This is a genomic window from Plantactinospora sp. WMMB782 (assembly GCF_049179135.1).
Classification (GTDB): Bacteria; Actinomycetota; Actinomycetes; order Mycobacteriales; family Micromonosporaceae; genus Plantactinospora.
This window is the reverse complement of sequence record NZ_JBMHMC010000007.1, coordinates 919397-943333: the sequence shown is the minus strand read 5'-3', so window position 1 is coordinate 943333 and position 23937 is coordinate 919397. Positions and strand designations below refer to the sequence as shown.

The following is a 23937-nucleotide window of genomic DNA, read 5'->3' as shown; positions in this document are numbered from 1 at the left end:
GCGGCCGTTCGCCAGCCGGGGCACACGCCCGGCCGCGCGGTTCCGCGCGGGGCGCAGCTCGGCACGGCCCGAGTCCGGTCGCGGGGGCGGCGGGGGTGGCGGGTCCGGAAGCGGCGGCGGGTCCGGGATGGGCACCACGGGCGCCGGGGGGCGTAACCGCGCCTCCGCCGCGCGCTCGATCGCCGCCCCCGTCGCGGCCCTGCGGACCGACGCGCGGAATCCCGCCTCTGTCAGGGGCGCCGGTTCGTACGGCATCGGCTCGCGCTCGACGCTGTCCGGGCACACCCACCGGAACCCGCACCGGCAGTACCGCCAGAGCCGGCGCCAGTCCCGACGGTGCGCCGGGCGCACTCTGCGAAACAGTCTCATTTGTTTCTGCCTCCCGTCGGCGGAATGGGACGGGGACGGCGCATAGGCGTACACCCGCGCCGTCCCCGTGAGCGCCCGTCCGGCGTGTAAGAGGTCACGGGGGCGCCGGACGGGTGCCTAGTTCCACCATGGACTTTGGTCGTTGTCGCGTGGAAGATAATCCACACGGACGCCCGATAAATCAGGCTCAGGTGGTCACCGAGAAGGGACGGGAATAAGTGAGTAATAATGGCATCCCGCGAATCCTAAAATTTCTGCGTGCCTTGCACGGCGGCATCACACAGGAACGGCTGGCCGAGCAACTTAAGGTGTCAACGTCGCTGATCGCAAAGTTTGAGACTGGCCGGCTGGTGCCGATGCCCGACACGGCCCGTCGGCTTGACGAGTTTTTCAGCAGTGGAGACTTGGTGCAGGGCCTCGCGGCTGACGCCCGGACGGCGACTGCGGCGCCGGAGTGGTTCCGGCCGTGGCCCGAGGTTGAGCGGGAGGCAACCGCGCTCCGATGGTACGAATCAACCGTGATCCCCGGTCTGCTCCAGACGGAGGCGTACGCGCGCATGATCCTTCGTAGCGGGTTGCTGACCGAGCCGCAGGCTGAACAGTACGTGTCGGTTCGGCTCGACCGGCAAGCGGCCGTCTTTGACGACCGTGACGACCCGCCGGTTTGCCAGTTCGCGATCGACGAGGGCGCGTTGCGCCGGGGTGATCCGGCGACGCTGCGGGATCAGCTCAACCGCATGGTAGAAATCGGACAGCGACCCCGGACTTTCATACACGTCATCCCGGTCAGCGCCGGGCTCTACGTCGGACTGTCCGGGCCGTTCATGCTCGCCACGCTCGGTGACGGGCGCGTCGTCGGCTATGTCGATGACCAGCTACAGGGCCGGCTAGTCACGGAGACGGATAAGGTTGTCGCGCTCGATCGCACCTGGCAGGCTGTAAGTGCGGTCGCTCTGCCCTGCGACCTGTCTCGGGATTTGATCATGAAGATTGCGAGTGAGCTATGAGCGCCACCGATCCACGCTGGCGCAAGGCCAGCCGGAGCAACGCGAACGGCTCGGCGTGCGTCGAGGTAGCCGACAACCTGCCCGGACGCGTCATGGTCCGCGACAGCAAGGACCGTACCGGCGGAACTCTCACGTTCGGTCCCGCCGCGTGGCGGGCGTTCGTCGGCGAGGTAGCCCGGCGCCCGTAGCGCCGCACAGACGCGAACAGCGCCCCGCGCCCCGGGCAGTCCGGGGGCGGGGCGCTGTCGTCACTCGCTGCATGTGGGCTACCTCGCCGGGGGAGTGTCAAGCCTGGAGGCTCCGTCACAGCACCTATAAGGTGACTCCCGGCGCACCAAAGTGGATGTACTTCGCGGCGAGGGTGACGGTCACATGTCCGCCCCCCAACGGCCGAGGGTGGCAACCGGCCTCCCCTTAGCCGAGAGGGCATGCAAATGGCGGTACGCCGCAGACGGCCGACGGGTCGTCGCCGCACAACCCCGCAACCCAACGCCGACCGGTGGAGGCAAGCGGGTGAGATCGCAGCGCTCGCGCTGAAGATCGCAACCTATGCCGTCGCGCTAGCAACATCGCTAGCGGCCGGACATGGGTGCGGCCCCGCCTGACCGGAGGGTCAAGCGAGGCCGCGCGGCAGGAAGGGCTCCCGCTCAGGGCCGGAAGAACCAGGGGCGGGGGTCTTCCCTGTACTGCTGTCCATGTTTAGTCAACATGATGCGGACCAAGCATCGCACACCAACTTGCATAACTTGAGTTATGGGAGTTGGTTACTTCCGCCTTAATCCGTCGCATGGACAGTATGGGCGAGCCCCAGCACACTCGTCAGCCGGCCGCGACCGCCGGTACGGCGCCGCGTGTCCGGCGCCGTGTCGGCGCCCTGTCGGCACGCTGGCCGGCCCGGGGCGCCGGAAGGTACCTCCGTACCGTTCGCTCGCTCACCAACAGCCGCGCGGCTATCTGCGCGGGCGTCGCGTCGGGCTGCTCGGCCACGGCCGCCGCGACCCTGGCGGCGGTCGGCACGGGTGCCGCCATCGTGTCCGGCGCCGGTGGCGTGGTGCCGCCATCCCCGGCGCCCGGTGTCGCCACGGGCGCGATCGGCAGCAGCGCGGCGCCGGGCGGGACTGGCGCGGGGTACGGGCGGGCCGGCGCCACGGTCGCCACGGCGGACACCTGCACCGGGGCGGCTGGCGAGGCGTGCGGCCGGGCGGTTGCGGGCGTGGCGACGGGCGGCACGCTGGCGGGTGCCGGGCGTGCCGGGGCGGGCTTTCCGGACAGGACCAACTTTGTAAGCGCCGTGAACGCCAGCATGGGCACCGCCGACAGCAGCCACCCGGCGGGCGTCTGGACGGCAACCGCCAGTTGCGCGGCGAGCGAGAGCCCGGCGGCGCCGAACAGCAGCGCGAGCGGATACCCGACGCCCTTGCCGGCCCGGCGGCGCCGACGGACCTCCAACAGCGCTGCGAGCGGAACCAGTTCGGTAATTGTCGCGTTGACGTAGCCGTACACGTCCGGCGTGCCGGCGGGAAGGTTCGCCATCGTCCACGCGGCAACGTGGCTGTACGACACGGCGAAACTGGCCACGCCGACAACTAGCAGGATCACGACGAGTAGCGCGGTTTCAACGCGCTCGGCCCGGCTCACGCGGCACCCCCAAGCGCCTCGGCGCGGCACGGCCCACAGTTGTGCGCGGGTGCGCCTCGGTGCCTCGGGCACTGGTCGGCCCTACGCGCGACCGGAAGCGCGGCGCCGCCCCGCGTCGCGGGGTGCGGCGGGGCGCCCGAAGGTGCGCCCGACGCGCGGGAGCGCGCTTCCAGGATCTTCCTAAGGGACTTCACATCGGGTGTCACCTTGGGTGGCACGGTTGGGCGTTCGATTGACACGGTTGCCGGCTGCGGTGACACGGTTGCCGGCCCATCCTGACGCGGTTGCGCGAGCGCGTAAACGTTGGTCCGCCGACCGCGCGACCGGTCGATGATCAGGTGTCCCAACTCGACCAACCGGGCGAGCACCCGCTGAACGGTCCGCCGGGCGACCCCGGCAAGCTCGGCGATGGTGTCGACGGACGGAAACGCGTTGCGCCCGTCCGCGTCGGCATGGGCTGCAACCGCGACCAGGACAAGGCGCTCATTTGCACGCAGCCCGGCGGCGCCCAGCAAGGCGCGCTTCACAACGGCGCTCACGCGGCACCCCCGCGCACCCGTCGCGCGACCGGCCAGCCGGCGGCGGTCAGTCGCGCGGCCGTCGTCCGCCCCCGGTAGGTGCCGATGGCTTCCAGCAGTCCGCGCTTGACAAGCGCGTCCAGCGTCCGCGAGTGAATCGATCCGGCGAACACCCGGCCGGACCGGTCGTAGGTCGCGACGACCAACGCCGCACGCTGCGCGGCACTCACGCGGCACCGACCACGGCAAGCGCGTCGCCCAGGGCGACGACCGGCAAGCCAAGGTGCCCGGCGGTTACAGCCTCCCAGAACGTCTCGGCGCCGGGCAGCGTGACGACCATGTCAGCCGACAGCAGCGCGGCAACGGAGGCGCGGGAGTCGTCGAGCAGGTCGGCGAGCGTGTCGGGCTCCCGGTACGCGGGGGCGGTCACGACGTGGCACCCGGCGGCGGTCAGCGCGTCGAGCGCGGCGCCGTCGGTGGGCGGTCCGGCGAGGTAGATCGATGGCTGACTGATAGACTGGCGAGCGATCACGGGAGCCTCTTTCCCTGGTCACAAGCCCCGGGGCGGTGTTGCGAGCACTGGCCCGGGGCGCTTTGTATTCATGTCGCGCGGTCGTATGGGACTACTTCACAACCCGCGTCAGGGTGAACTGTTGGCGGAAACTGGCCGAGGGCGTGGCCTCCTCGGTGATGGTCGGCGACCCGGTCGTCGTGGTCGGCCGGCTGTACACCCGGGACTGGACCGACGACGCCGGCAACCACCGGACGATGTACGAGTTGGAGGCGGTGGCGGTCGGCCACGACCTGTCGCGGGGGAGGGGGCGCTTCGCCCGTAACCGACCGTCGACGGCGACCTCCTCGATGGAGGAGGCGGAGGCCGAGGCCCGGGTGCACGGCGAGGTCACCGAGTCGGTGGCGCCCGAGGAAGCGCCGGCAGTGCCCGACGAGCGCGCGTTCGACGACGACGGCGAGTTTCCTGGCCTGCCGGTTCCGCCGGACCAGGGCTTCTATCCGGTACGCCTGCCGGACGATCCCTTCGACGGCCGGATCGACATCGACGGACCGCCCGACGGTCGGTTGACCGATCCGGGCGAGACGGTCACCTCCGGGGCCGCCGGCAACCCGTACGGCCGGCCAGCCAGCGCCGACGAGCAGGACGGTGCCGACGAGCAGGAGGGCGCCGAGGGACGGGACGGTGCTGACGAGCAGGTCGGCGCCGAGGGACGGGACGGTGCCGACGGGCGGGACGGTGCCGACGAGGCCGTGACCGAAGAACTCGGCAGGTCCAGCGGTGCCGGTCGTGGTCGCCGTGGCCGGATGCCGGTCTCCGTCTGAGTGCCGCACACCTCCGGCCCAGGCGCTTCCGGTCCGCAGGGGATCGGCCCGGACGTTGCCTGGTCCGGCGGTCCGGCCGGTCAGCCGGCCGGATGACGGGTCGCCCGGACAACGCGGTGGTCGCCTCCGCACCGCCGTCCGGGCCGGCCAAGGGTGGGGAGGTCGGTCGTGGCACCGGCCGACCTCCCCACCCGAGCCGTCGAGCACTTGTTGTCAGTGGCGAGCAGTCGCGGACTATGCCCTCGCCCGTTGCCGATCGGCGGACGCAGCTGGGGACTCCTGCTCGCGGCGGGGCGCCGGCACCGCCCGGGAGGGCCGGTCGCCCGGACCGACCTGCCCGGACCGGCCCGGCTTCGGCCCGGCCACGCTTTCGGTGGCGTCCCCGGCCACGCTTTCGGTGGCGTCCCCGGTCGGCGGCGATGTGGGTCGGGGACGTCGTCGAGGACCGAGCAGACGCATCATCGGCGTCTCGACGAACCGGAAGAGCAGCCAGGCGGCAGCCAGGCTCACCAGCAGCATGGCGACCGCGACGACCGGACCCTGCCAACCCGGAAAGCCGCCGGAGTGCCCGGCGAAGCGGAAGATGGCCTTGATCAGGAAGACATGGACCAGATAGAACGCGAACGACACCTCGCCGAGCCAGACCATCGTGCGGGACCGCCACGGCGACCAGGCACCGGTGGTGTCCGCCCGGGCCGCACTCGCGATCACAAGTACGTAGCCGAAGGCCAGCACGGTGGTCCAGAGTTCGGCGCGGATCCATTCCATCGACGCCACCCAGATCGCGACGAAGAGGGCGGTGGAGAAGAGCAGTCCCGGCCCGCGCCACTTTCCGCGCAGCATCAGCTCGGCGGCGGCGACGCCCATCCAGAACTCGAAGGAACGCACGACCGGGAAGATCTGGGTGAACCACCAGCGGGTGTCCTCCGGCAGCAACTGCTGGCCCGGCCACATCGCCAGGATGAGCAACGGCATGGCGACGACGACGGCGTAGAGCTGCCACGCCCGCATCCGGCGGATCAGTGGAAGGGCGAACGGCAGCGAGAGATAGAAGAACATCTCGCAGGCGAGCGACCAACTGACGTTGTTGATGCTGTAGAAGTAGCCGTCGACCGGAATCCAGGCCTGGATCAGGAACAGGTTGGCCAGGGCTGCCTTCAGGTTGACCGGGTCGGCCCAGTAGACCGCGAGCGCCATGACGACGGCCCAGGTGACGACGTGGTTCGGATAGATCTTCGCCGCCCGACGCCGCCAGAACGCGCGCTTCGTGTCGCCCGGCCGGGCGGACCAGACCAGCACGAACCCGCTCAGGATGAAGAAGAACTGCACCCCGGAGAGGCCGAGGGTGAACACCCAGTCGACCACCCGGCGGTAGTCGGGCTCGGCGACGATCCCCATCGTCCCGACGTGGAAGCCGAAGACCAGCATCGCGGCGACCCAGCGCAGCCCGGTGAGCGACGGCAACCGGTGCAGGGCGGTGCCCACACCGGCCCTTGCCGACCTGTCACCGCCGGCCGGTCGACCGGTCACGTCGTCGGGCGGGGACAGGTCTCTGTCGTACGCCTCCGCGGAGACGGGCGTCACACTGGTCATCGGACCTCCTCGATGGGCGCATCGATGGCCAGCACTTACGCCTCCGGTCGGCTGGATTGTTCCGAGATGTCCTGTCCTGCGGCGATCTTCAGCCGCCTACACCCGCTGTGGCGAGTCCGCCCGCGACCCTATCCGGTGCCGGAGCGGACCGGCGCGGGCGTGCACCCCGGTCGTCCTGTCGTACCGGGTACGGCGCTGGTCAGCATGGGGCTGATCGGGCCGGATACGGCCGGACTAGGCTCCCGGACGGGGAGGTGGTCCGTGGTGCGAGCAGACGGCAGCTTGTCCGGAAACAGGCGGTACCGGCGGCATCGGCAGCAGAGCCGGCACCGACCGCGCCAGCCGCGGGGGCAGGGCAGCGGTGCGGTGGCCAACGCCGCCGGGATGGTTGCCGGCTATGCCCTGGACGCGCTCTTCGGCGACCCGCGACGGTGGCATCCGGTCGCCGGATTCGGGCAGTTCGCGGCCGCGCTCGAACGGCGGATGTACCAGCCCCGGCGTACCTCCGGTGCCGGGTTCGCGGCCCTGGCGGTCGGCGTACCCGTGGTGCTCGGCGGGGTGGCGGCGGTCGCGACCCGGCACCGACCGCTGGCCCGTACGGCGTTGGTCGCCGGCGCCACCTGGACGGTGCTCGGCGGGCGGACGCTGCGCCGGGAGGCCACGGTGATGAGCCGGGCCCTGCGCCGGGCGGACCTGCCGGCGGCACGGCTACGGCTGGGTCACCTGTGCGGGCGGGATCCGGCCACGCTCGACGAGCCCGAACTCGCCCGCGCCACCGTCGAGTCGGTGGCGGAGAACACCTCCGACGCCGTGGTCGCGCCGCTGGTCTGGGGCGCGGTGGCCGGACTGCCCGGACTGCTGGGCTACCGTGCGGCGAACACCCTGGACGCGATGGTCGGGCACCGGTCCGCGCGGTACGCCCGGTTCGGCACCGCCGCCGCCCGCCTCGACGACCTGCTCAACCTGGTCCCCTCCCGGCTGACGGGGCTGCTCACGATCGTCGCCGCGCCGCTGGTCAGGGGTGACCGGACGCGTGCCTGGCAGGTCTGGCGGCGCGACCGGGCGGACCATCCGAGTCCGAACGCTGGGCAGTGCGAGGCGGCGATGGCGGGCGCCCTCGGGGTACGCCTGGGCGGCCGCAACGTCTACTTCGGACGATCCGAGGTCCGGCCGTTCCTCGGCGACGGTCCCCGGCCGGAGGCCCGGCACATCGACCGGGCCGCCCGGCTCTCCGGCGCGGTCGGAGTCGCCGCCCTGGCCGTGACGGTGGCGTACGCGGCCACCAGCCGGGCGCGTCGGGTGACGACGGGCTGGCTCGTCCGCGGTCGGTCCCCGTTCCCGTTCCCGGTGCGGGAGCCGACGAACCCGGTGGGGAGACCGACGAGCCCGGTGGAAGCGAAGCGCCGGTGAGCGGCGGGCTGCTGGTCGCCGGCACCACCTCGGACGCCGGTAAGAGCGTGCTCACCGCCGGCATCTGCCGCTGGCTGCGCCGCCAGGGGGTCCGGGTGGCCCCGTTCAAGGCACAGAACATGTCCAACAACTCGGCGGTGGTGGTCGGGCCGGACGGCCGGGGCGGCGAGATCGGCCGGGCACAGGCGATGCAGGCCGCCGCCTGTGGGCTTCCGCCGGACCTGCGGTTCAACCCGGTACTGCTGAAGCCCGGCAGTGACCGGTCGAGTCAGGTGGTACTGCTCGGCCGGGCGGTCGACACGATCACCGCCGGCAACTTCCGTACCCTCCGCCCCCGGCTCGCCACGGCCGCCTTCGAGGCGCTCGCCGAGCTGCGCGGCGAGTACGACGTGGTGGTCTGCGAGGGGGCCGGCAGCCCGACCGAGATCAACCTGCGGGACACCGACTACACCAACATGGGGCTGGCCCGGCACGCCCGGCTGCCGACGATCGTGGTCGGCGACATCGACCGGGGTGGCGTCTTCGCCTCGATGTTCGGCACCCTCGCCCTGCTGGACGCCGCCGACCAGGAACTCGTGGCCGGCTTCGTGGTCAACAAGTTCCGGGGAGATCTCGACCTGCTCCGACCCGGGCTCGACATGCTGACCCGGCTCACCGGGCGCCCGACGTACGGGGTGCTGCCCTGGCACGTCGACCTCTGGCTGGACGCCGAGGACTCCCTCGCCTACGGGCGGGTGCTCGGCCGGCCGGCGCCACCGGAGGGCGACGAATGGCTGGACGTGGCGGTGGTCCGGCTGCCCCGGATCTCCAACGCCACCGACGTGGAGGCGCTGGCCACCGAGCCGGGGGTACGGGTGCGGCTGACCGTCGAGCCGGCCGAGCTGGCCGCCGCCGACCTCGTCGTACTGCCCGGGACCAAGTCGACGGTGGCCGACCTGGACTGGCTGCGGCGTACCGGGCTGGCCGAGATCGTGCACGCGCACGTCGCCGCCGGTCGGCCGCTGCTCGGCATCTGCGGCGGCTACCAGATGCTGGCCCGCGGCATCGACGACGAGGTGGAGAGCGGGCGCGGCCACGTCGCCGGCCTCGGCCTGCTACCCGTCGAGATCACCTTCGGCGCGGCCAAGACGGTGACCCGTTCGGTGGGCACGGCGTTCGGGTCCGTCCCGGTCGAAGGCTACGAGATCCACCACGGGTACGTCTCCGCCGCCGATCCCGCACCGGAACCCCTGATCAGGTACCCGGACGGCCGCTTGGAGGGCGCTGCCGTCGGTAACCTCTTCGGCACCCACTGGCACGGTGCGTTCACCTCGGACCGGTTCCGCCGCCGCTTCCTCACCGAGGTTGCCCGGCTTGCCGGTCGGCACGGCTTCCAGGTTGCCCCGGACACCTCGTTCGCCGCAGCCCGGGAACGCACCCTCGACATCCTCGGCGACCTGGTGGAGGAACACCTCGACACCGCCGCCCTACGGCGGCTCGTCGAGCAGGGCCCACCCGCCGGTCTGCCGTTCGTGCCACCAGGCGCTCCGCCGCCCCCCCGCTCACCGGTTCCGGCCGGGACGGGTGATCCGGCGTCGGAGTCACCTCCGCACGTCGGCCGGGCCGGCGGTACACGGCAGCCCGGCCCGCCGCCAGGCCTCGAAACCGCCGATCAGGTCCGTCGCCCGCCACAGGCCGATCGCACGGAGGCTCGCCGCGGCGAGGCTGGAGCTGTATCCCTGCCGGCAGATCACCACGACCTCGATGTCGTAGCCGACCGCCTCCGGGATCCGTGACCCGCTCGCCGGATCGAGCCGCCACTCCAGCACGGTCCGGTCGATCACCAGTGCACCCGGCAACTCGCCCTGCTCCGCCCGTTGCGGATCGGTACGGGTGTCCACCAGCAGCGCCCCGCGTCGGCTCGCGGCGAGCGTCTCCGGCGGGTTCAGGCGGCGTACCCCGGCACGGGACCGTGCCAGCAGCGCGGCCACCCCCCGATCGTGGTCGAACACCTGATCATTGTGTCCCGGCCCGGTTCGGCGCGGAGTAGGGTCGGCGGCAGTGTCACCGATGGTGGAGTCGTACGCCGGCTTGGCCGCCCGGATCCTGAAACGGCCGGCCCGGCTGGGACGGACCCGGCTGGTCGCGGTCGACGGGCCGAGCGGCGCCGGCAAGACCGTCTTCGCCAGCCGGTTGGCGGCCGCGTTCGAGGTGACCGTGCCGGTGGTGCACACCGACGACCTGCTCGACGGCTGGGCGGACCAGTTCGCCTTCTGGCCCCGGCTGGAGGAGTGGATTCTCGCCCCGCTGCGCGCCGGCCAGCCCGCCCGGTACCGCCGGTACGACTGGACCCGGGGCCGGTTCGGGCAGGACTGGACCGTACTGCCGCCCGCCCCGGTGGTGATCGTGGAAGGGGTCTCCAGCGCCCGTGCGGCGATCGCCGCCGAGGTGACGCTGGCCGTCTTCGTCTCCGCACCGGCGCGGCTGTGCCGGGACCGTACCCTGGCCCGGGACGGGGCCGCGCTGGTACCCGCGCTGACGGCCTGGCGACGAGGCGAACGGGCGCACTTCGCCGCGGACCGTACCCGCGAACGGGCCGACCTGGTGGTGGACGGCGCCGCCGGTCCGGGGCGGGAGAGTGCCGCCGGTCCGGGGCGGGAGAGTGCCGCCGGTCCGGGGCGGGAGAGTGCCGCCGGTCCGGGGCGGGAGAGTGCCGCCTTCCGCCGGATCCGGTGACCGACCGACCCTCGTCCGCTTATGGACGTATCCGGGTCACTGCGGCACGATCGGCAGGAGAAGCCGAGCAGCGGCCGGGCGGGGGGACCCCATGACGACAGGCGGCACGAGTGGCACTCCCGCCCGACGGCGGGTGGTGCTCAGCGGCATCAGCTCCCGTGCCTGGGAACATCCGGCCGACCGTGGCGCGCTCACGGCGTTGCGCGAGCTGCGCGGCTTCGACGACGTGGTCAAGGCGTTCTTCGGGATGTGGAACGAGCGCGGATTCCGGCTCTCCTACCTGGCCGCCGCGATCCGGGTCGACCACCGGCAGTATTCGCGGGTCTACCGGCTCTACGCGGAGGCCGGCGCCGCGCTCGACGTGCCGGAGCTGCCGGAACTCTTCGTGACCCAGTCGCCCTGGCTGACCGGCGAGGCGATCGGTCTCGACCGGCCGTTCATCGTGCTCAGCTCGGCCTGCGTCAACCAGCTCGACGACGACGAACTCCGCTTCCTGCTCGGCCACGAACTCGGGCACGTGGGCAGCGGGCACGCCGTCTACAAGACGATCCTGACCATCCTGACCCGGTGGGCGGCCAACCTGAGCTGGCTGCCGGTCGGCGCGCTCGCCCTCCGGGCGATCATCGCCGCGATGCTGGAGTGGTGGCGCAAGGCGGAACTCTCCGGCGACCGGGCCGGGCTGCTCGCCGGCCAGGATCCCGCGGCGGCGCTCCGGGTGCTGATGAAGATGGCCGGCGGGGGCGACCTGAGCCAGATCGACACGGCCGCCTTCCTGGAGCAGGCTTCCGAGTACGACGGCGGCGGCGACCTCCGGGACAGCCTGCACAAGATCCGGATGACCGCCTGGAGCACCCATCCGGTGCCGGTGGCCCGCGCGGCGGACCTGCGCAGGTGGGTCGACTCCGGCGAGTACGCCAGGCTGCTCGGCGGTGACTATCCGCGCCGGGAGGACGACGACCTGACCTCGGTCTCCGCCGAGATCAAGGCGGCGGCGGAGTCGTACCGGGAGGCGTTCGGGCGCTCCCAGGACCCGCTTGTCGGCCTGCTGCGCCGGCTCGGCGACGGGGCCAGTGACCTCGGCGAGTGGGCGGGCGGCACCGCCGGCCGGGCCCGGTCCTGGATGAACGCGGCGGGCGAGGCCGCCGCCCGAGCCGCCGGGCGTACCCGGCGGGGCGCCGACCCGGGCCCGACCGGCCCGTCCCGGGCGGGCGCCGGGCCGGACGGCGGCGGCGGCGAACCGTCCCCGCCGGGCGACGACATTCAGCCGTAGCGGCCGGTCCGAAAACTCCCCGGTCCGTTCTCGGCCGCGCCTCGGCGGTGCTCCGAGCTGGGCCGGCGCCGGCGGGGTTCGGGGACTCGGACGATCACGTCGGGCCCGCGCCGCCTACGATCTTCGGCATGACCACGACTATCCGCACCGAGTCCGAACTGCGTGCCGCGGTCGAGCGCGAGATGCCCGGCGTACGGGCCGACCTGGAGCGGCTGGTCCGGATCCCCGGCATCGCCTTCGAGGGTTTCGACCACTCCCACGTCGAGCGTTCCGCCGAGGCGGTCGCCGAGCTGCTGCGCGGCTGTTCCCTCGACGTCCAGGTGGTCCGCTCCGGCGGCCAACCGGCGGTGATCGGCCGGCGTACCGCCCCGCCCGGCGCGCCGACCGTACTGCTCTACGCGCACCACGACGTGCAGCCGGTGGGCGACCTGAGCCTCTGGCAGAGCGACCCGTTCGAGCCGGTGGAGCGGGACGGCCGGCTCTACGGGCGGGGTGCCGCCGACGACAAGGCGGGCGTACTCGCCCACGTCGCCGCGCTGCGGGCCTTCGGCGACGCGCTGCCGGTCGGCGTGGTGCTCTTCGTCGAGGGCGAGGAGGAGTACGGCTCCGATTCGCTGGAGCGGCTGCTCGTCGAGCACCGGGACGAGATCGCCGCCGACGTGATCGTGATCGCCGACTCGGGCAACTGGGACATCGGCGTACCGGCGCTCACCACCTCGCTGCGCGGCATCGTCAACTGTTTCGTCGAGGTTCGCACGCTCTCCCAGGCCGTGCACAGCGGCATGTTCGGCGGAGCGGTACCGGACGCGCTGACCACGCTCTGCCAGCTGCTCGCCACCCTGCACGACCGGTCCGGTGACGTGGCGGTGGACGGGCTGGTCAGCACGGCGGGTGCCACTGTCGACTATCCGGAGGAGCGGCTGCGTACCGAGGCCGGGATGCTCGACGGTGTCTCGTTCATCGGCACCGGCCGGCTGACCGACCGGTTCTGGAACAAGCCGGCGATCTCGGTGATCGGGCTGGACGCACCGTCGACCGCCGAGGCGCCGAACGCGCTGGTCCCGTCGGCCAGGGCGAAGCTGAGCCTCCGGCTGGCCCCGGGCGACCAGGCGGCGAAGGCGTACGCGGCGCTGACCGAGCACCTGAACCGGCACGTACCGCACGGGGCGAGCGTCACGGTGACCCTGGAACACGACGGCGAGCCGTGCGTGATCGACGCCTCCGGCCCGATGTACGAGGCGGCCCGTGCCGCCTTCCGGACCGCCTGGGACGGCGTCGAGCCGGTGGACATGGGGGTGGGCGGTTCGATTCCGTTCATCGAGACGTTCCGCCGGATGTTCCCGGAGGCGGCGATCCTGGTGACCGGCGTCGAGGACCCGTACGCGCGGGCACACGGGCCGAACGAGAGCCTGCACCTGGGCGAGTTCGCCCGGGTCTGCCTCGCCGAGGCGCTGCTGCTGGCAAAGGTCGCCGAGACAGCCACCGCCGACTGAACCGACCACCACCGGCTGACCCGACCACCACCACCGGCTGACCCGACCACCACCACCGGCTGACCCGACCACCACCGCCGGCTGACCCGACCACCCCCGCCGACCGGCTCCCGGGAGCGGCGACCGACTGGACGACCCGCCGACCGGCTCCCAGCGGCGGTGACTGACCGGACGACCCGGCGACGGCTCCCGGGGTCGGCGAGCGGCTCCCGGGAGCGGTGCGGTCGGTGGTTACCCGGCGGGCGGGGGCGCGGCCGGCCGGCGGCGCCGGCCGAACAGCAGCAGTACCACGCCGAGCAGCAGGGCGCCGGCACCGACCGCGGCGATCGGGCCGGTCCGTGCCCCGGTGATCGGCAGCCCGTCGTCCGCGCCGCCACCGCCCGGCTCGTTGACCAGGATCTGGGTCGTGTTGCTCCTCGGACCGCTCTCCGTCGACGGGCCGAGGCCGCGGACCGTGATGGTGCCGCTGGTGACGGTCGCAGACTTGATCTTCACCCGGACGACTGTCGAGACCACACCGGCCCCGGAGGTGGTCGCCGGCCACCTGTCATCGGTACGGCAGTCGACCTCGGTCAGTTCGGCGACCGCCGCACCCTGCTCGTCCTGGAACGCGCACCACTGGCTGGGCAGCAGCACGGTGCCGCTCGGCGCGACGATCCGCCAGCCGGCGGCGCCGTCCGACGGTCCGTGGTTGGTGACGGTGTACGGCACCTCAACGGTGTCACCGACGGAGCCGGTCACCGCCGTTGCGCGTACCTCCAGATCGTGGCTGTTGGATTTGGTCCAGACGGCGAACTCGGCGACGTGGGACTCGGCGGCGGCGGCCGGCCGGGCGGGCCCGTCGGTGTCGTCCCGCCGGTCCGGCGTGCTGGTCGGCTCGTCCTGGCCCGGCCGTCGCGGTGCGGTCGTCGGCTCGTCCTCGCCCGGCCGTTCCGGTGCGCGGGGCTTGCTCCGGGCCGGCTGCCCGGCCCCGGCCCGCGACTCCGCCGCGGCCCGGGACTCCGCCGCCGCCCGGAGTTGCCCGACCTTCCTGGCCAGCGACGGGCCGTCCGGCGCCCCGGCGCCGCGCCGGGCCTCGGCGAGCGGCTGGTCCAGCACGTCGACCTCGAACCGGCCGATCTCCTCGGCGGGACCCGCCAGGTTCTTGCCGAATACGACGGTGAACGCCGCGTCGCCGGAGACCGGGTCGGAGAAGCCGACGCCGTTGCCCGGTTCCAGGATCACCTGCATCGGGCAGGTCACCCGCTGCGGACCGTAGACGTAACCGTCCGCCGGCTCGCCGGGGAGGTCGTCGCCGTAGGTGCAGTCGGTGTACCGCTCGGCGAAGGTGGCGCCCTGCGGAAGGGTGATCGTCAACCGGAAACCGGGCACGGTGCTGTCCCCGGCGTTGAACACGCTGGCGTGCAGCGGACGGCGGTCGCCGCCGCCCACCCGCTGCTGCGCGGAACCCAGGTCGTCGACCTCGGCCGTCAGGCCCGGACCGGTGGCCTGGATGCGCACCGGCAGCTCGTACGTCGCGGAGACCGGGCTGTCGTCGGGGCCCCGGGCCGAGACACTGACCCGGACGCTTCCCGCCGGGCCCGGCGGGGCGCCGGGGGCACTGCGCAGCATGATCGGCTGGACCATCGTCTCCTGCCCCGGCGCCAGGTCGCCGTGCGCGCACCGGACCGTCTTCCCGGTCAGCTGGCAGTCCTGGCCGCTGCCGGCCGGAACGGTGAGGACGACGTCGCCGGTGGTGGAGCTGGCGTCGTAGACCGCGTCGAGCCCGCTCGCCGGTGCGTCCCCGGTGTTGCCGAGGTGGAAGCCGATGGCGGTGCCGGTGGCGTCGATCGTCGCCTCGGCAGCACCTGTGACCTGCAACCGCGGCTGGGCGGCGGCCTGCGCGGGGCTGGGCGCGGCGGTCAGCGCGAGCGCTGCGATCAGCACGGCGGCGGCAGCCGCACCGGGCCGCCCGCCGGGGCGGAGGTTGGCGTTAGTCATGACTCTCCGGAGGGTCGGCGCCGGAGCCCGGGTCCGGGGACGGACCGCGCCTGGCTGAGGGGGAAGTGTGTACACAGGACCGATGACCGTAGTTCGAAAGATAGCCCACCGGTGACACGATCGGAGGTTCGCGGGGAGAAAGCGGAGAAAGCGCCCGCCGGGATCGTCGAGACGGTAGGATTTAGAACATGAGTACGAACGAGGCCATCGCGCGGCTCGACGCCGCGGTCAGTGCGCTGCGGGACGTCGACGTCTCCGCGTGGTCCGAGGATGCGCTCCGGGACCAGCTCGGCGAGCTTTCCACAGTTCTCTGTGCGCTCGACGCCGCTCTCGCCCGGGTGGCCGACGGAGTGCGTGCCCGCGGCCTGCGGATCGAGGAACCTGCCCCGGTCTGAGCGTTCCCGCCCAGCTCAGCCGGGGGACGGAGGCCGGCCCGGCCGGAAAGATGTCGGTGGCGGCTGCCAGGATGGACTCGTGCGCTTCGTTGACCTGGCAGCCACCTCCACCGCCGTCGCCGCCACCTCCGGGCGGCGGGCCAAGGTCGAGCTGCTCGCCGAGGCGCTGCGCAACCTCGCACCGGAGGAGCTGGTCGCCGGCTCCGGCTATCTCGCCGGTGAGCTGCGCCAGCGGCAGACCGGGGTCGGTTATGCCAGCCTCCGCGAGCTGCCCCCGGCGGCCGAAGAGCCGACCCTGACGGTGGCCGGGGTCGACGCGGCGATAGCGGAGCTGGCCGAGGTGCGCGGGCCGGGCTCGCAGCAGCGCCGCCGGGAGCTGTTGGCGGCCCTCTTCGGCGCCGCCACGACGGCGGAGCGGCGGCTGCTGCTCGGCCTGTTCAGCGGCGAGCTGCGGCAGGGTGCCCAGGCCGGCCTGCTGGCCGAGGCGGTCGCCCGGGCGGCCGAGGTGCCGCTGCCGACGGTCCGCCGGGCCGTGTTGCTCGCCGGCGACCTGAAGACGGTCGCGGCGGCGGCGCTCACCGGCGGCACGGCCGCGCTGACCGGGTTCGCGTTGCAGGTCGGCCGCCCGCTCGCGCCGATGCTGGCGCAGAGCGCGGCCTCGGTCGAGGAGGCGCTGGACGCCGTCGGGCTGCCGGCGGTGGTCGACGTGAAACTGGACGGCATCCGGATCCAGGTGCACCGCTCCGGTGACGACATCGCCGTCTTCACCCGCAGCCTGGACGAGATCACCTCGCGGGTTCCCGAGGTGGTGGCGGCGGTCCGTTCGCTGCCCGCCCGCGAGCTGGTGCTGGACGGCGAGGCGATCGCCCTGGACGCCGCCGGCCGGCCACGACCGTTCCAGGAGACCGCCAGCCGGGCGGCCACCAGGGGAGCCCGGCGGGCCGTCCGCGACGGGACCGGCCAGGGCCGGGACCCCGACGGCGCCGCCGAGGGCGGCTCCCGGAGCTTCGGCGCGGCGCCGGTCGACGCGTCGACCGCCGGTTCGGTGCGGTCGGTGGGACCGGTCGACATCTCGGAGGTGCCCCGGATCGGCAGTTCAGGTGTGGCGCCGGCCGAGATCCCCGGGCCGGAGCGCCCGACGGCCGTCTCACCATCGGTGGTCGCGGCGGCGAGCACCAGCGGCGGAGTGGTGCTGACGCCATACTTCTTCGACATCCTGCACCTGGACGGTGTCGACCTGCTCGACGCGCCCGGACACGAGCGCTGGGCCGCGCTGGCCCGCACGGTGGCACCGGCCCAACTCGTCGAGCGGATCACCGTCGACACGGTCGAGCAGGCGTCGGCGGCGTTCGCCGCGGCGGTCGACGCGGGACACGAGGGGATCGTGGTCAAGGCGCCGGAGGCGGCGTACGACGCGGGTCGGCGGGGTGCCGCCTGGGTCAAGGTCAAGCCGAGGCACACCCTCGACCTCGTCGTGCTCGCCGTCGAGTGGGGCAGCGGCCGGCGCAAGGGCTGGCTGTCGAACCTGCACCTCGGTGCCCGCGATCCGGATACCGGTGGCTTCGTGATGCTCGGCAAGACCTTCAAGGGGCTGACCGACGAGTTGCTGCGCTGGCAGACCGAGCGGTTCCAGGAGTTGGCGGTGGAGCGCGGCGACTGGGTGGTCAGGGTACGCCCCGAGCAGGTCGTGGAGATCGCCTTCGACGGCGTGCAGAGCAGTCCGCGCTATCCGGGCGGCGTGGCGCTGCGCTTCGCCCGGGTGCTGCGCTACCGCGACGACAAGAGCGCGGCGGAGGCGGACACCATCGACACGGTACGAGCCATCCACGCCGGCCGGCGCCCCGACTGAGCGGCCGCTCGACCGCCTCCGCCTCAGCATGGAGCGCGCGAGTCCCGACCGGCACCTCCGCCGAGTCGGGCCGGCACCGACGGGTCAGGAGTTCGGCGCTGCCCCGGCCGGCAGATCGGCCCGGCCCTCCTGTCCGGCCCGGCCCTCCTGTCCGGCCCGGCCCTCCTGTCCGGCCCGGCCCTCCTGTCCGGCCCGGCCCTCCTGTCCGGCCCGGCCCTCCTGTCCGGCCCGGCCCTCCTGTCCGGCCCGGCCCTCCTGTCCGGCCTGGCCCTGTCCGGCCCGGTCCCGGCTCGCGTGGGTGTCCTTCAGGTCGCCGCGCGCCTCCCGGCGGGCCGCCCAGCCGAACCCGACCAGCGCCAGCAGCGCGAACAACCACCACTGGACGACGTAGCCGCCGTTCTGCCAGTCGTTCTCGTGCCGGATCGGTATCGCGGAGAAGGCCGGGTCGGCTGCCGGGGTCTGCTCGTCCAGCAGCAGGTAGGCGGAGTAGACCGGGTACGGCAGTTCGCCGGCCAGCGCCGGTACGGCGATTCGCCGGGTCTCGATCCGGCCGTCCCGCCGGAGCACCGCGTCCGGCTTGCTCTCCGACAGGTGCACCCGGCCCACCACCGTCACCTCCCCGGAGGGAACGGCGGGGATCTCGGGCCGGGTGATCGCCGCACCGCCCGGGGCCGGCGGAATCCAACCCCGGTCCACGAGTACGGCGCTGCCGTCGGCCAGCCGCAACGGGGTGAGCACCTCGAAACCGACCCTGCTCTGCACGGTACGGCTGCGGACCAGGATCACGTTCGCGCTGTCGTACCGCCCGGTCACGCTGACCCGGGTCCAGGCCGCGCCGGCCGGCGGCGGCTGCCCGGCGGTGCCGGCCGGGCCGTCCGGCCGGGGCAGCACCTCCTCGACCGGCACCGGCGCCAGCTTCGCGGTCTCGTCGATCCGCTGGTTGATCGCGGCCCGCTCCTGGTAGCGACTCAACTGCCAGTTGCCCAGCAGCACCATCACGGTGGCCGCGGCCAGGGTCAGCGCGAGGATGCCCAGCCAGCGGGGCGTGAGCAGGAACCGGTACACAACACGAGGTTACCGGGCGGTTCCGGCGGTTTCCCGGGCGGCCGGCTCGGCGGGCCGGCTCGGCGGCCGGTGCCGGGTATCCTCACGCGCGTCGGTTCGATCGACGGGTCGGGCCGGTCCGTCCCTCGCACCACCCCCGTCCGTACCAGAACCGCCGCACCGCCCGGCCGGGCCGGTGACCGCCCCGAGGAGCCGACATGATCGCCGCGCCGCGCGTAGTGGTGAGCGCACCGTCGTCCGGACACGGCAAGACCGCCATCGCGGTCGGCCTGCTCGCCGCGCTCGCCGCCCGTGGGCTGGACGCCGCCGGGTTCAAGGTCGGCCCCGACCACACCGACGCCGCATACCTCGGACTCGCCGCCGGCCGCCCCGGCCGCAACCTCGACCCCCGGCTGGTCGGCTCGCAGCGGATCGCCCCGCTCTTCGCACACGGCTCCGGCGACGCCGAGATCGCGGTGGTGGAGGGCACCATGGGACTCTTCGACAGCCTGGCCGGCCGGCCGGAGGTCGACTCCACCGCCGCCATCGCCACCACCCTGCGGGCCCCGGTGGTGCTGGTCGTCGACGTGGGCTCGATGGGCCAGTCGGTCGCCGCGCTGGCGCACGGCTTCCGGGCGTACGACGAGATGCTCTGGCTCGGCGGCGTGATCCTGAACCGGGTCGCCTCGGACCGGCACGAGCAACTGCTCCGGGACGCGCTCGACGACATCGGCGTACCCGTCTTCGGCGCGCTGCGTCGACGGGACCTGCCCGCCGCCCTGCCGTCCCGGCAGCACGGCGTCGTGCCGGTGATGCAGCGCGGCGCCGAGGCGTACCGTGGGGTGCGCCGGCTCGGCGAGGCGATCGCCGGAGCCGTCGACCTCGACCGGCTGATGGCGCTGGCCCGCTCGGCACCCCGGGTGCCGGTGACCGCCTGGTCGGCCGCGGAGGCGCTCGCCGAACTCGGACCGGTCGACGAGACACCGGCCAAGAGCACGGTGGTGGCACTGGCCGGCGGCCCGGCCCTGTCGTACTCGTACGCCGAGACCGCCGAGCTGCTCGCCGCGGCCGGTGCCGAGGTGGTCACCTTCGACCCGCTCCGCGACGAGACCCTGCCGGCCGAGGCCGGTGCGCTGGTGATCGGCGGTGCGCTGCCGGAGACGTACGCCGAGGAGTTGTCGGCGAACCGGCGGCTCTGCATAGCGGTCGCCGAACTGGCCCGTACCGGCCGACCCGTGATCGCCGAGGGCGCCGGCCTGCTCTGGCTGGCCCGGGAGTTCGACGGGCACCCGATGTGCGGCGTACTGGACGCCGCCGGGACGAGCCTGGACCGGATCGTGGTCGGTTACCGCGAGGCGACGGCGCAGGCGGACACTCCGGTGGCCCGGCTCGGTGCCCGGCTGGTCGGCTACAAGCAGCACCGTGGCGTGCTGACGCCCCGGGCCGGACAGACCCCGGCATGGAGCTGGGGCGGTGGCCCGTCGGAGGGGTTCGTCTGGCGCCGGGTGCACGCATCCCAGTTGACGCTGCACTGGGCGAGCAGCCCGGTGATCGCCAGCCGTCTCGTCGCCGCCGCGGCGGCTGCCAGCACGCCCGCACTCGCCACACCGACGTCCGGAGCACCCGCCGGCCCGACGTCCGGACCACCCGCCACCCCGACGTCCGGACCACCCGCCACCCCGACGTCCGGGGCGCCTGCTGTCCCGACGTCCGGGGCGCCTGCTGGCCCGGCGTCCGGACCACCCGGCGGCTCGGCGGCGCCAGTCTCCGGGGCACCGGTCGCTCCGGTCCCGCCGGCCTCGGTGTCACCGGCCGGTCCGGCGTCCGTACCGCCGGCTGCTCCGGCCGTGGCTGCCGGCCCGCCCGCTGGCCACCGGCCGGCTGTCCAAGCCGGTGCACCCTCGGTGCCGAACGGTGCGGCACCGCCCGGTGCAGCCAGCCGCCCGCCCGCCGGTGCGCCGAGGCCAGCGGCCGGCATGCCCGGCACAGGGCCGGCGTCGCAGCCCGGACCGAAGCCGGCCGGACTGCCCGGCACAGGGCCGGCGTCGCAGCCCGGACCGAGGCCGGCCGGGACTTCCGGAGCGGGTTCCGCGCCACGTCCCAGGCTGGTACCCGCCGACGAGCAGGTGGCGCCCGGGGGCGCCGCCGAAAGGCCGGTCCGGGCAGTGGACGGACCGGGTGGGGCAGGCGCGACCTCCCCGGCGGTCCGGGCGGAGACCGAACCCGCCGCGCAGGTCGCCGCAGCCGCTGGCCCGGTCGGAGCCGCTGGTTCGGCCGCAGCCGCTGGTCCGGTCGGAGCCGACCGGGTGGCGAGGGTCGAGCGGGTGGCGGATGCCGCGCCGACCAGCCCGGCCGGTGGGCCGGTGGAGTGATCCGGTCGACCAGCGGAGCCGGGGGTGAGTCGGCGGCATGAGCGGAGAGGTGGCGGTACGCCGCTTTCCGACCCTGACCGTGTCGACCCCGCGGGTGCACGTACGTCCGTTGCGCGGGTCGGACGCGGCGGCGGTGTCGACGATCTTCGCCGACAAGCAGACCCAGCGCTGGCTGCCGTTCCAGCGCGAACTCGGGCAGATCGACGCGGAGTCCTGGTGCACCGAGATGGCCCAGGAACGGCGGGACAGCGGGAACGGCGACCACTACGGCGTGATCCGGCGTGAGGACGAGCGGCTGGTGGGCTGCCTCTGGACCAAACGTACCGACTGGGGAGGTCGGGTCACCGAGGTGTCGTACGCGATCGCGCCGGAGGCGCGCGGGTTCGGCATGGCGGCCGAGGCGGTCGACGCGATAGCCGTCGCGTTGATCCTGGAGCACGGCTTCCAGCGTCTGGAACTGCGGGTGGCGCCCGGCAACACGGCGTCCAGACGGGTCGCCGAGAAGGCCGGCTTCACCTACGAGGGGCTGCTGCGCAACGCCGGGTACGTGCACAGCGGCCGGGTCGACCTTGAGGTCTGGTCCCTGGTCGCCGCCGACCTGCACGCACCCGGTCACTGACCCGCCCGGCCTGACCCGCCCGGCCTGACCCGCCCGGGGCTCCCCGGCTCAGCCCACGATCTCGTCCGAGGGTGGGTTGAACTGGCGTACCGGCTGGTCCTTCAGGGCCTCTTTGAGGAATCCGGCGACCGTGTCGATCGGCTTGTTCGCCGGGCCGGAACCGACCGGGTTCATCGGGCTGTCCGGATCGGAGAGGAAGCTCGCGGCGGCCAGCTCCGGGGTGAACCCGGCGAACCAGGCGGCCCGGTCGCTGTCGGTGGTACCCGTCTTGCCGGCCACCGGTCGACCGACGATTCCCCGGACCCGGTCGGCGGTGGACCAGCCGCCGCAGGAGCCCCGGGCCGGGGTGTCCCCGGTCGGGCAACGGGCGGCGTCGGTGGCGGCCCGCGCCGCGTCGGCGCTCACCTGCTGGCTGCACCGGGGCAGCGCGATCTCGATGTCCATCCCGGTACCGGTCCGGTACGTCGCCGGCCTGCCGTCCGCCGCCACGATCGAGCTGACCGGCAGGGCCTCGCAGAACCGTCCCTCGGCGGCGACCGTGGCGTACGCGTTGGCCATCTCCAGCGGGGTCACGTCGGAGACCCCGAGGGTGAACGAACCCCACTTGTTCGCCTGGCTCGGTGACGCCTGCCGCTTGTCGATGTCGGTACGCCACTGCAACCCCAGCCGTTCCGCCAGCCGGACCACGTTCTCGGCGCCGACCTTCTGCTCCAGCCACACGAAGTACGTGTTCACCGACTTGCCGAAGCCGGACCACATGGTCTGGGTGCCGCTCATCGCGCCGCTGGCGTTCGACGGGCACCAGTATCCGCCGCAGTCGGTCGGGCCGCCGCTGCCGTCCGGATAGATCGAGACGAACCGGTGCGGCGAGTTGAACGACGTACTCAGCGGGAGCCCGGCGTCGAGTGCGGCGAGCATGGTGAACATCTTGAACGTCGATCCCGCCTGGTAGCCGGGGAGGTCCCCGCCGCCGAGCAGTGGTACCACGGTGTTCGGATAGTTGCCCTTGGTCCGGCTGCGCCTGCTCGGGTCGGAGTGCGGACCGTTCTCGCTCTGGTCCAGCGAGTATGTCCGGTTCACCGCCATCGACCTGACGTAGCCGGTGCCGGGTTCGACGGCGACCAGGCCGTGCCCGTAGGGGCTGCCGATCGCCTCCGCGCCCTGCACCTGCGCGTCGGCGATCTCCTGCATTCTCGGGTCCAGGCTGGTCACGATGGTGTAGCCGCCCCGGCGCAGCTTGTCGAGGCGCTCCAGCGAGTTGCTGCCGAAGGCGGGCTGGCTGGCCCACCACGCCTTCAGGTAGTCGCAGAAGAAGCCCCAGCTGTTGCGCTCGCCCGGAACCGACATGCAGTCGTTCGGCGGGTTGCTCAGGCGCAACTGGATCGGCTCGGCCTTCGCTGCCGCCGTGGCCTGTGCGGAGAGGTACCCCATCGCCTGCATCCGGTCGAGTACGTAGTTGCGCCGGTCGGTGGCGGCCTTCCGGTCCGAGCTGGCCGGGTCGTACGCGGTCGGCGCCTTGACCAGCCCGGCGAGGGTGGCCGCCTCGACCGGGGTGAGGTCCTTCGGCAGCTTCGAGAAGAAGATCTCCGATGCCGAGTAGATGCCGTACGCCCGGTGCCCGAAGTAGGCCGAGTTGAGGTAGCGCTCCAGGATCTGCGCCTTCGTCGTCTCCTTCTCCAGATCCAGGGCCAGGCGCATCTCACGGAGCTTGCGGATCGGCGTCTGCTCGGTGGCCTCGCGTGCCTCCATCGGGGTCTTCGCGCTGTCCCGCAGGGCCATCCGGACGTACTGCATGGTCAGCGTGGAAGCGCCCTGGGACACCCCGCCGGCCTGCTGGTTGGCGACGAAGGCCCGGAGTACGCCCTTGGGGTCGACCCCGTTGTGTTCGTAGAACCGGGAGTCCTCGGAGGCGACGATCGCCTGCTGGACGTACGGCGACATCTGCGAGAGCGGCACGTACCGGCGGTGCTCCTCGTAGAAGGTGGTAATCAGGGTCGTCCCGTCCGCGGCGTAGACGTAGCTGGTCTGCGCGGGAGCCGAGTTGAGCAGGTCGGCCGGGGTCTTCTCCACCAGGTCGGCACCGGCCTTGGCGGCGAGCCCGCCGACCGCGACGAACGGGAAGAGCGCCGCCGCGACGACCACGCCGGAGATGACGCCAGCCCGGAACAGGGGTACGAGACGACCGGAGGCAGCGCGGGTGGTGGGGTTGGTCACCTCTCCAAGCTAGGATAAATCCAAGTAAAACCTGATAAAGATTCGCGATTTTGTGGCTCCACGGGAGCGGCCGGTTCGACCACCTCCGATCCGTCCGTGCCACCCGCTGGCCGGCA

Annotated in this window: 18 protein-coding genes and 3 pseudogenes; 12 read left to right on the top strand and 9 right to left on the bottom strand. The window is 73.1% G+C overall.

All coding sequences use genetic code 11. The features are described 5' to 3' along the window. Positions 1 to 587: 587 nt before the first annotated feature. Positions 588 to 1376: a helix-turn-helix domain-containing protein gene (locus tag ACN28A_RS06185; protein ID WP_421393233.1), complete on the top strand. Its 789-nt coding sequence runs from the start codon at positions 588 to 590 to the stop codon at positions 1374 to 1376. After that, positions 1373 to 1564 carry a DUF397 domain-containing protein gene (locus ACN28A_RS06180; RefSeq protein WP_421393231.1) on the top strand — a complete coding sequence of 64 codons (192 nt, stop codon included), beginning with the start codon at positions 1373 to 1375 and terminating at the stop codon, positions 1562 to 1564. Before ACN28A_RS06185 ends, ACN28A_RS06180 begins: the two co-directional genes overlap by 4 nt. A gap of 631 nt (positions 1565 to 2195) precedes the next feature. On the opposite strand, the gene ACN28A_RS06175 is transcribed toward ACN28A_RS06180, so the two are convergent. From ACN28A_RS06175 to ACN28A_RS06160, 4 genes are read right to left on the bottom strand one after another with little or no spacing between them, the layout of a single operon-like run. Then, a complete protein-coding gene (locus ACN28A_RS06175) occupies positions 2196 to 3014 on the bottom strand; it encodes a hypothetical protein (protein ID WP_421393230.1) in 819 nt (272 codons plus the stop codon). Continuing rightward, entirely contained in the window at positions 3011 to 3553 is a 543-nt protein-coding gene (locus ACN28A_RS06170) for a helix-turn-helix domain-containing protein (protein ID WP_421393229.1), read from the bottom strand. Before ACN28A_RS06170 ends, ACN28A_RS06175 begins: the two co-directional genes overlap by 4 nt. After that, positions 3550 to 3738: a hypothetical protein gene (locus ACN28A_RS06165; protein WP_421393228.1), complete on the bottom strand. Its 189-nt coding sequence runs from the start codon at positions 3736 to 3738 to the stop codon at positions 3550 to 3552. The genes ACN28A_RS06170 and ACN28A_RS06165 overlap by 4 nt, the downstream gene beginning before the upstream one ends. A gap of 20 nt (positions 3739 to 3758) precedes the next feature. Further along, entirely contained in the window at positions 3759 to 4064 is a 306-nt protein-coding gene (locus ACN28A_RS06160) for a hypothetical protein (RefSeq protein ID WP_421393227.1), read from the bottom strand. 104 nt (positions 4065 to 4168) lie between these two features. On the opposite strand from ACN28A_RS06160, the pseudogene ACN28A_RS06155 reads away from it, so the two are divergent. Continuing rightward, a pseudogene (locus ACN28A_RS06155) lies at positions 4169 to 4867 on the top strand (single-stranded DNA-binding protein); the annotation flags it as partial. A gap of 234 nt (positions 4868 to 5101) precedes the next feature. Here ACN28A_RS06155 and ACN28A_RS06150 read toward each other — a convergent pair. After that, positions 5102 to 6460 carry an acyltransferase family protein gene (locus ACN28A_RS06150; protein ID WP_421393225.1) on the bottom strand — a complete coding sequence of 453 codons (1359 nt, stop codon included), beginning with the start codon at positions 6458 to 6460 and terminating at the stop codon, positions 5102 to 5104. Positions 6461 to 6844: 384 nt separating this feature from the next. On the opposite strand from ACN28A_RS06150, the gene ACN28A_RS06145 reads away from it, so the two are divergent. Then, on the top strand, positions 6845 to 7870 hold the full coding sequence (locus tag ACN28A_RS06145; protein ID WP_421404188.1) for a cobalamin biosynthesis protein: 1026 nt from the start codon (positions 6845 to 6847) through the stop codon (positions 7868 to 7870). After that, positions 7867 to 9645, top strand: a complete 1779-nt coding sequence (locus ACN28A_RS06140) for a cobyric acid synthase (protein WP_421393223.1) — start codon at positions 7867 to 7869, stop codon at positions 9643 to 9645. The genes ACN28A_RS06145 and ACN28A_RS06140 overlap by 4 nt, the downstream gene beginning before the upstream one ends. Here ACN28A_RS06140 and ACN28A_RS06135 read toward each other — a convergent pair. Next, positions 9556 to 9750: pseudogene (locus ACN28A_RS06135) on the bottom strand (rhodanese-like domain-containing protein); the annotation flags it as partial. The gene ACN28A_RS06140 and the pseudogene ACN28A_RS06135 overlap by 90 nt on opposite strands. A gap of 169 nt (positions 9751 to 9919) precedes the next feature. Here ACN28A_RS06135 and ACN28A_RS06130 point away from each other — a divergent pair. The 3 genes from ACN28A_RS06130 (at position 9920) to ACN28A_RS06120 (ending at position 13348) form a co-directional block, all read left to right on the top strand. Then, positions 9920 to 10585, top strand: a complete 666-nt coding sequence (locus tag ACN28A_RS06130; protein WP_421404186.1) for a uridine kinase family protein — start codon at positions 9920 to 9922, stop codon at positions 10583 to 10585. Between the two features lie 91 nt (positions 10586 to 10676). Continuing rightward, positions 10677 to 11855 carry a M48 family metallopeptidase gene (locus ACN28A_RS06125; RefSeq protein ID WP_421393222.1) on the top strand — a complete coding sequence of 393 codons (1179 nt, stop codon included), beginning with the start codon at positions 10677 to 10679 and terminating at the stop codon, positions 11853 to 11855. Between the two features lie 128 nt (positions 11856 to 11983). Beyond that, entirely contained in the window at positions 11984 to 13348 is a 1365-nt protein-coding gene (locus ACN28A_RS06120; protein ID WP_421393220.1) for a dipeptidase, read from the top strand. 231 nt (positions 13349 to 13579) lie between these two features. Here ACN28A_RS06120 and ACN28A_RS06115 read toward each other — a convergent pair whose 3' ends face one another. After that, complete coding sequence (locus tag ACN28A_RS06115; protein ID WP_421393218.1) at positions 13580 to 15328, bottom strand: hypothetical protein; 1749 nt, start codon at positions 15326 to 15328, stop codon at positions 13580 to 13582. A gap of 188 nt (positions 15329 to 15516) precedes the next feature. Here ACN28A_RS06115 and ACN28A_RS06110 point away from each other — a divergent pair, with 188 nt between their 5' ends. Together ACN28A_RS06110 and ACN28A_RS06105 are read left to right on the top strand one after the other, a co-directional pair. Further along, positions 15517 to 15723: a hypothetical protein gene (locus tag ACN28A_RS06110; RefSeq protein WP_278063781.1), complete on the top strand. Its 207-nt coding sequence runs from the start codon at positions 15517 to 15519 to the stop codon at positions 15721 to 15723. A gap of 79 nt (positions 15724 to 15802) precedes the next feature. Beyond that, on the top strand, positions 15803 to 17572 hold the full coding sequence (locus tag ACN28A_RS06105) for an ATP-dependent DNA ligase (RefSeq protein ID WP_421393216.1): 1770 nt from the start codon (positions 15803 to 15805) through the stop codon (positions 17570 to 17572). A 315-nt stretch (positions 17573 to 17887) separates the two neighbouring features. On the opposite strand, the pseudogene ACN28A_RS06100 reads toward ACN28A_RS06105, so the two are convergent. After that, positions 17888 to 18637, bottom strand: a pseudogene (locus ACN28A_RS06100) (SURF1 family protein); the annotation flags it as partial. A gap of 197 nt (positions 18638 to 18834) precedes the next feature. Here ACN28A_RS06100 and ACN28A_RS06095 point away from each other — a divergent pair. After that, a complete protein-coding gene (locus ACN28A_RS06095) occupies positions 18835 to 20988 on the top strand; it encodes a cobyrinate a,c-diamide synthase (protein WP_421393215.1) in 2154 nt (717 codons plus the stop codon). A gap of 37 nt (positions 20989 to 21025) precedes the next feature. Next, on the top strand, positions 21026 to 21607 hold the full coding sequence (locus ACN28A_RS06090; protein WP_421393214.1) for a GNAT family N-acetyltransferase: 582 nt from the start codon (positions 21026 to 21028) through the stop codon (positions 21605 to 21607). Positions 21608 to 21655: 48 nt separating this feature from the next. Here the strand turns inward: ACN28A_RS06090 and ACN28A_RS06085 are convergent, their stop codons facing one another. Continuing rightward, on the bottom strand, positions 21656 to 23821 hold the full coding sequence (locus ACN28A_RS06085; protein WP_421393213.1) for a transglycosylase domain-containing protein: 2166 nt from the start codon (positions 23819 to 23821) through the stop codon (positions 21656 to 21658). Positions 23822 to 23937 lie beyond the last annotated feature (116 nt).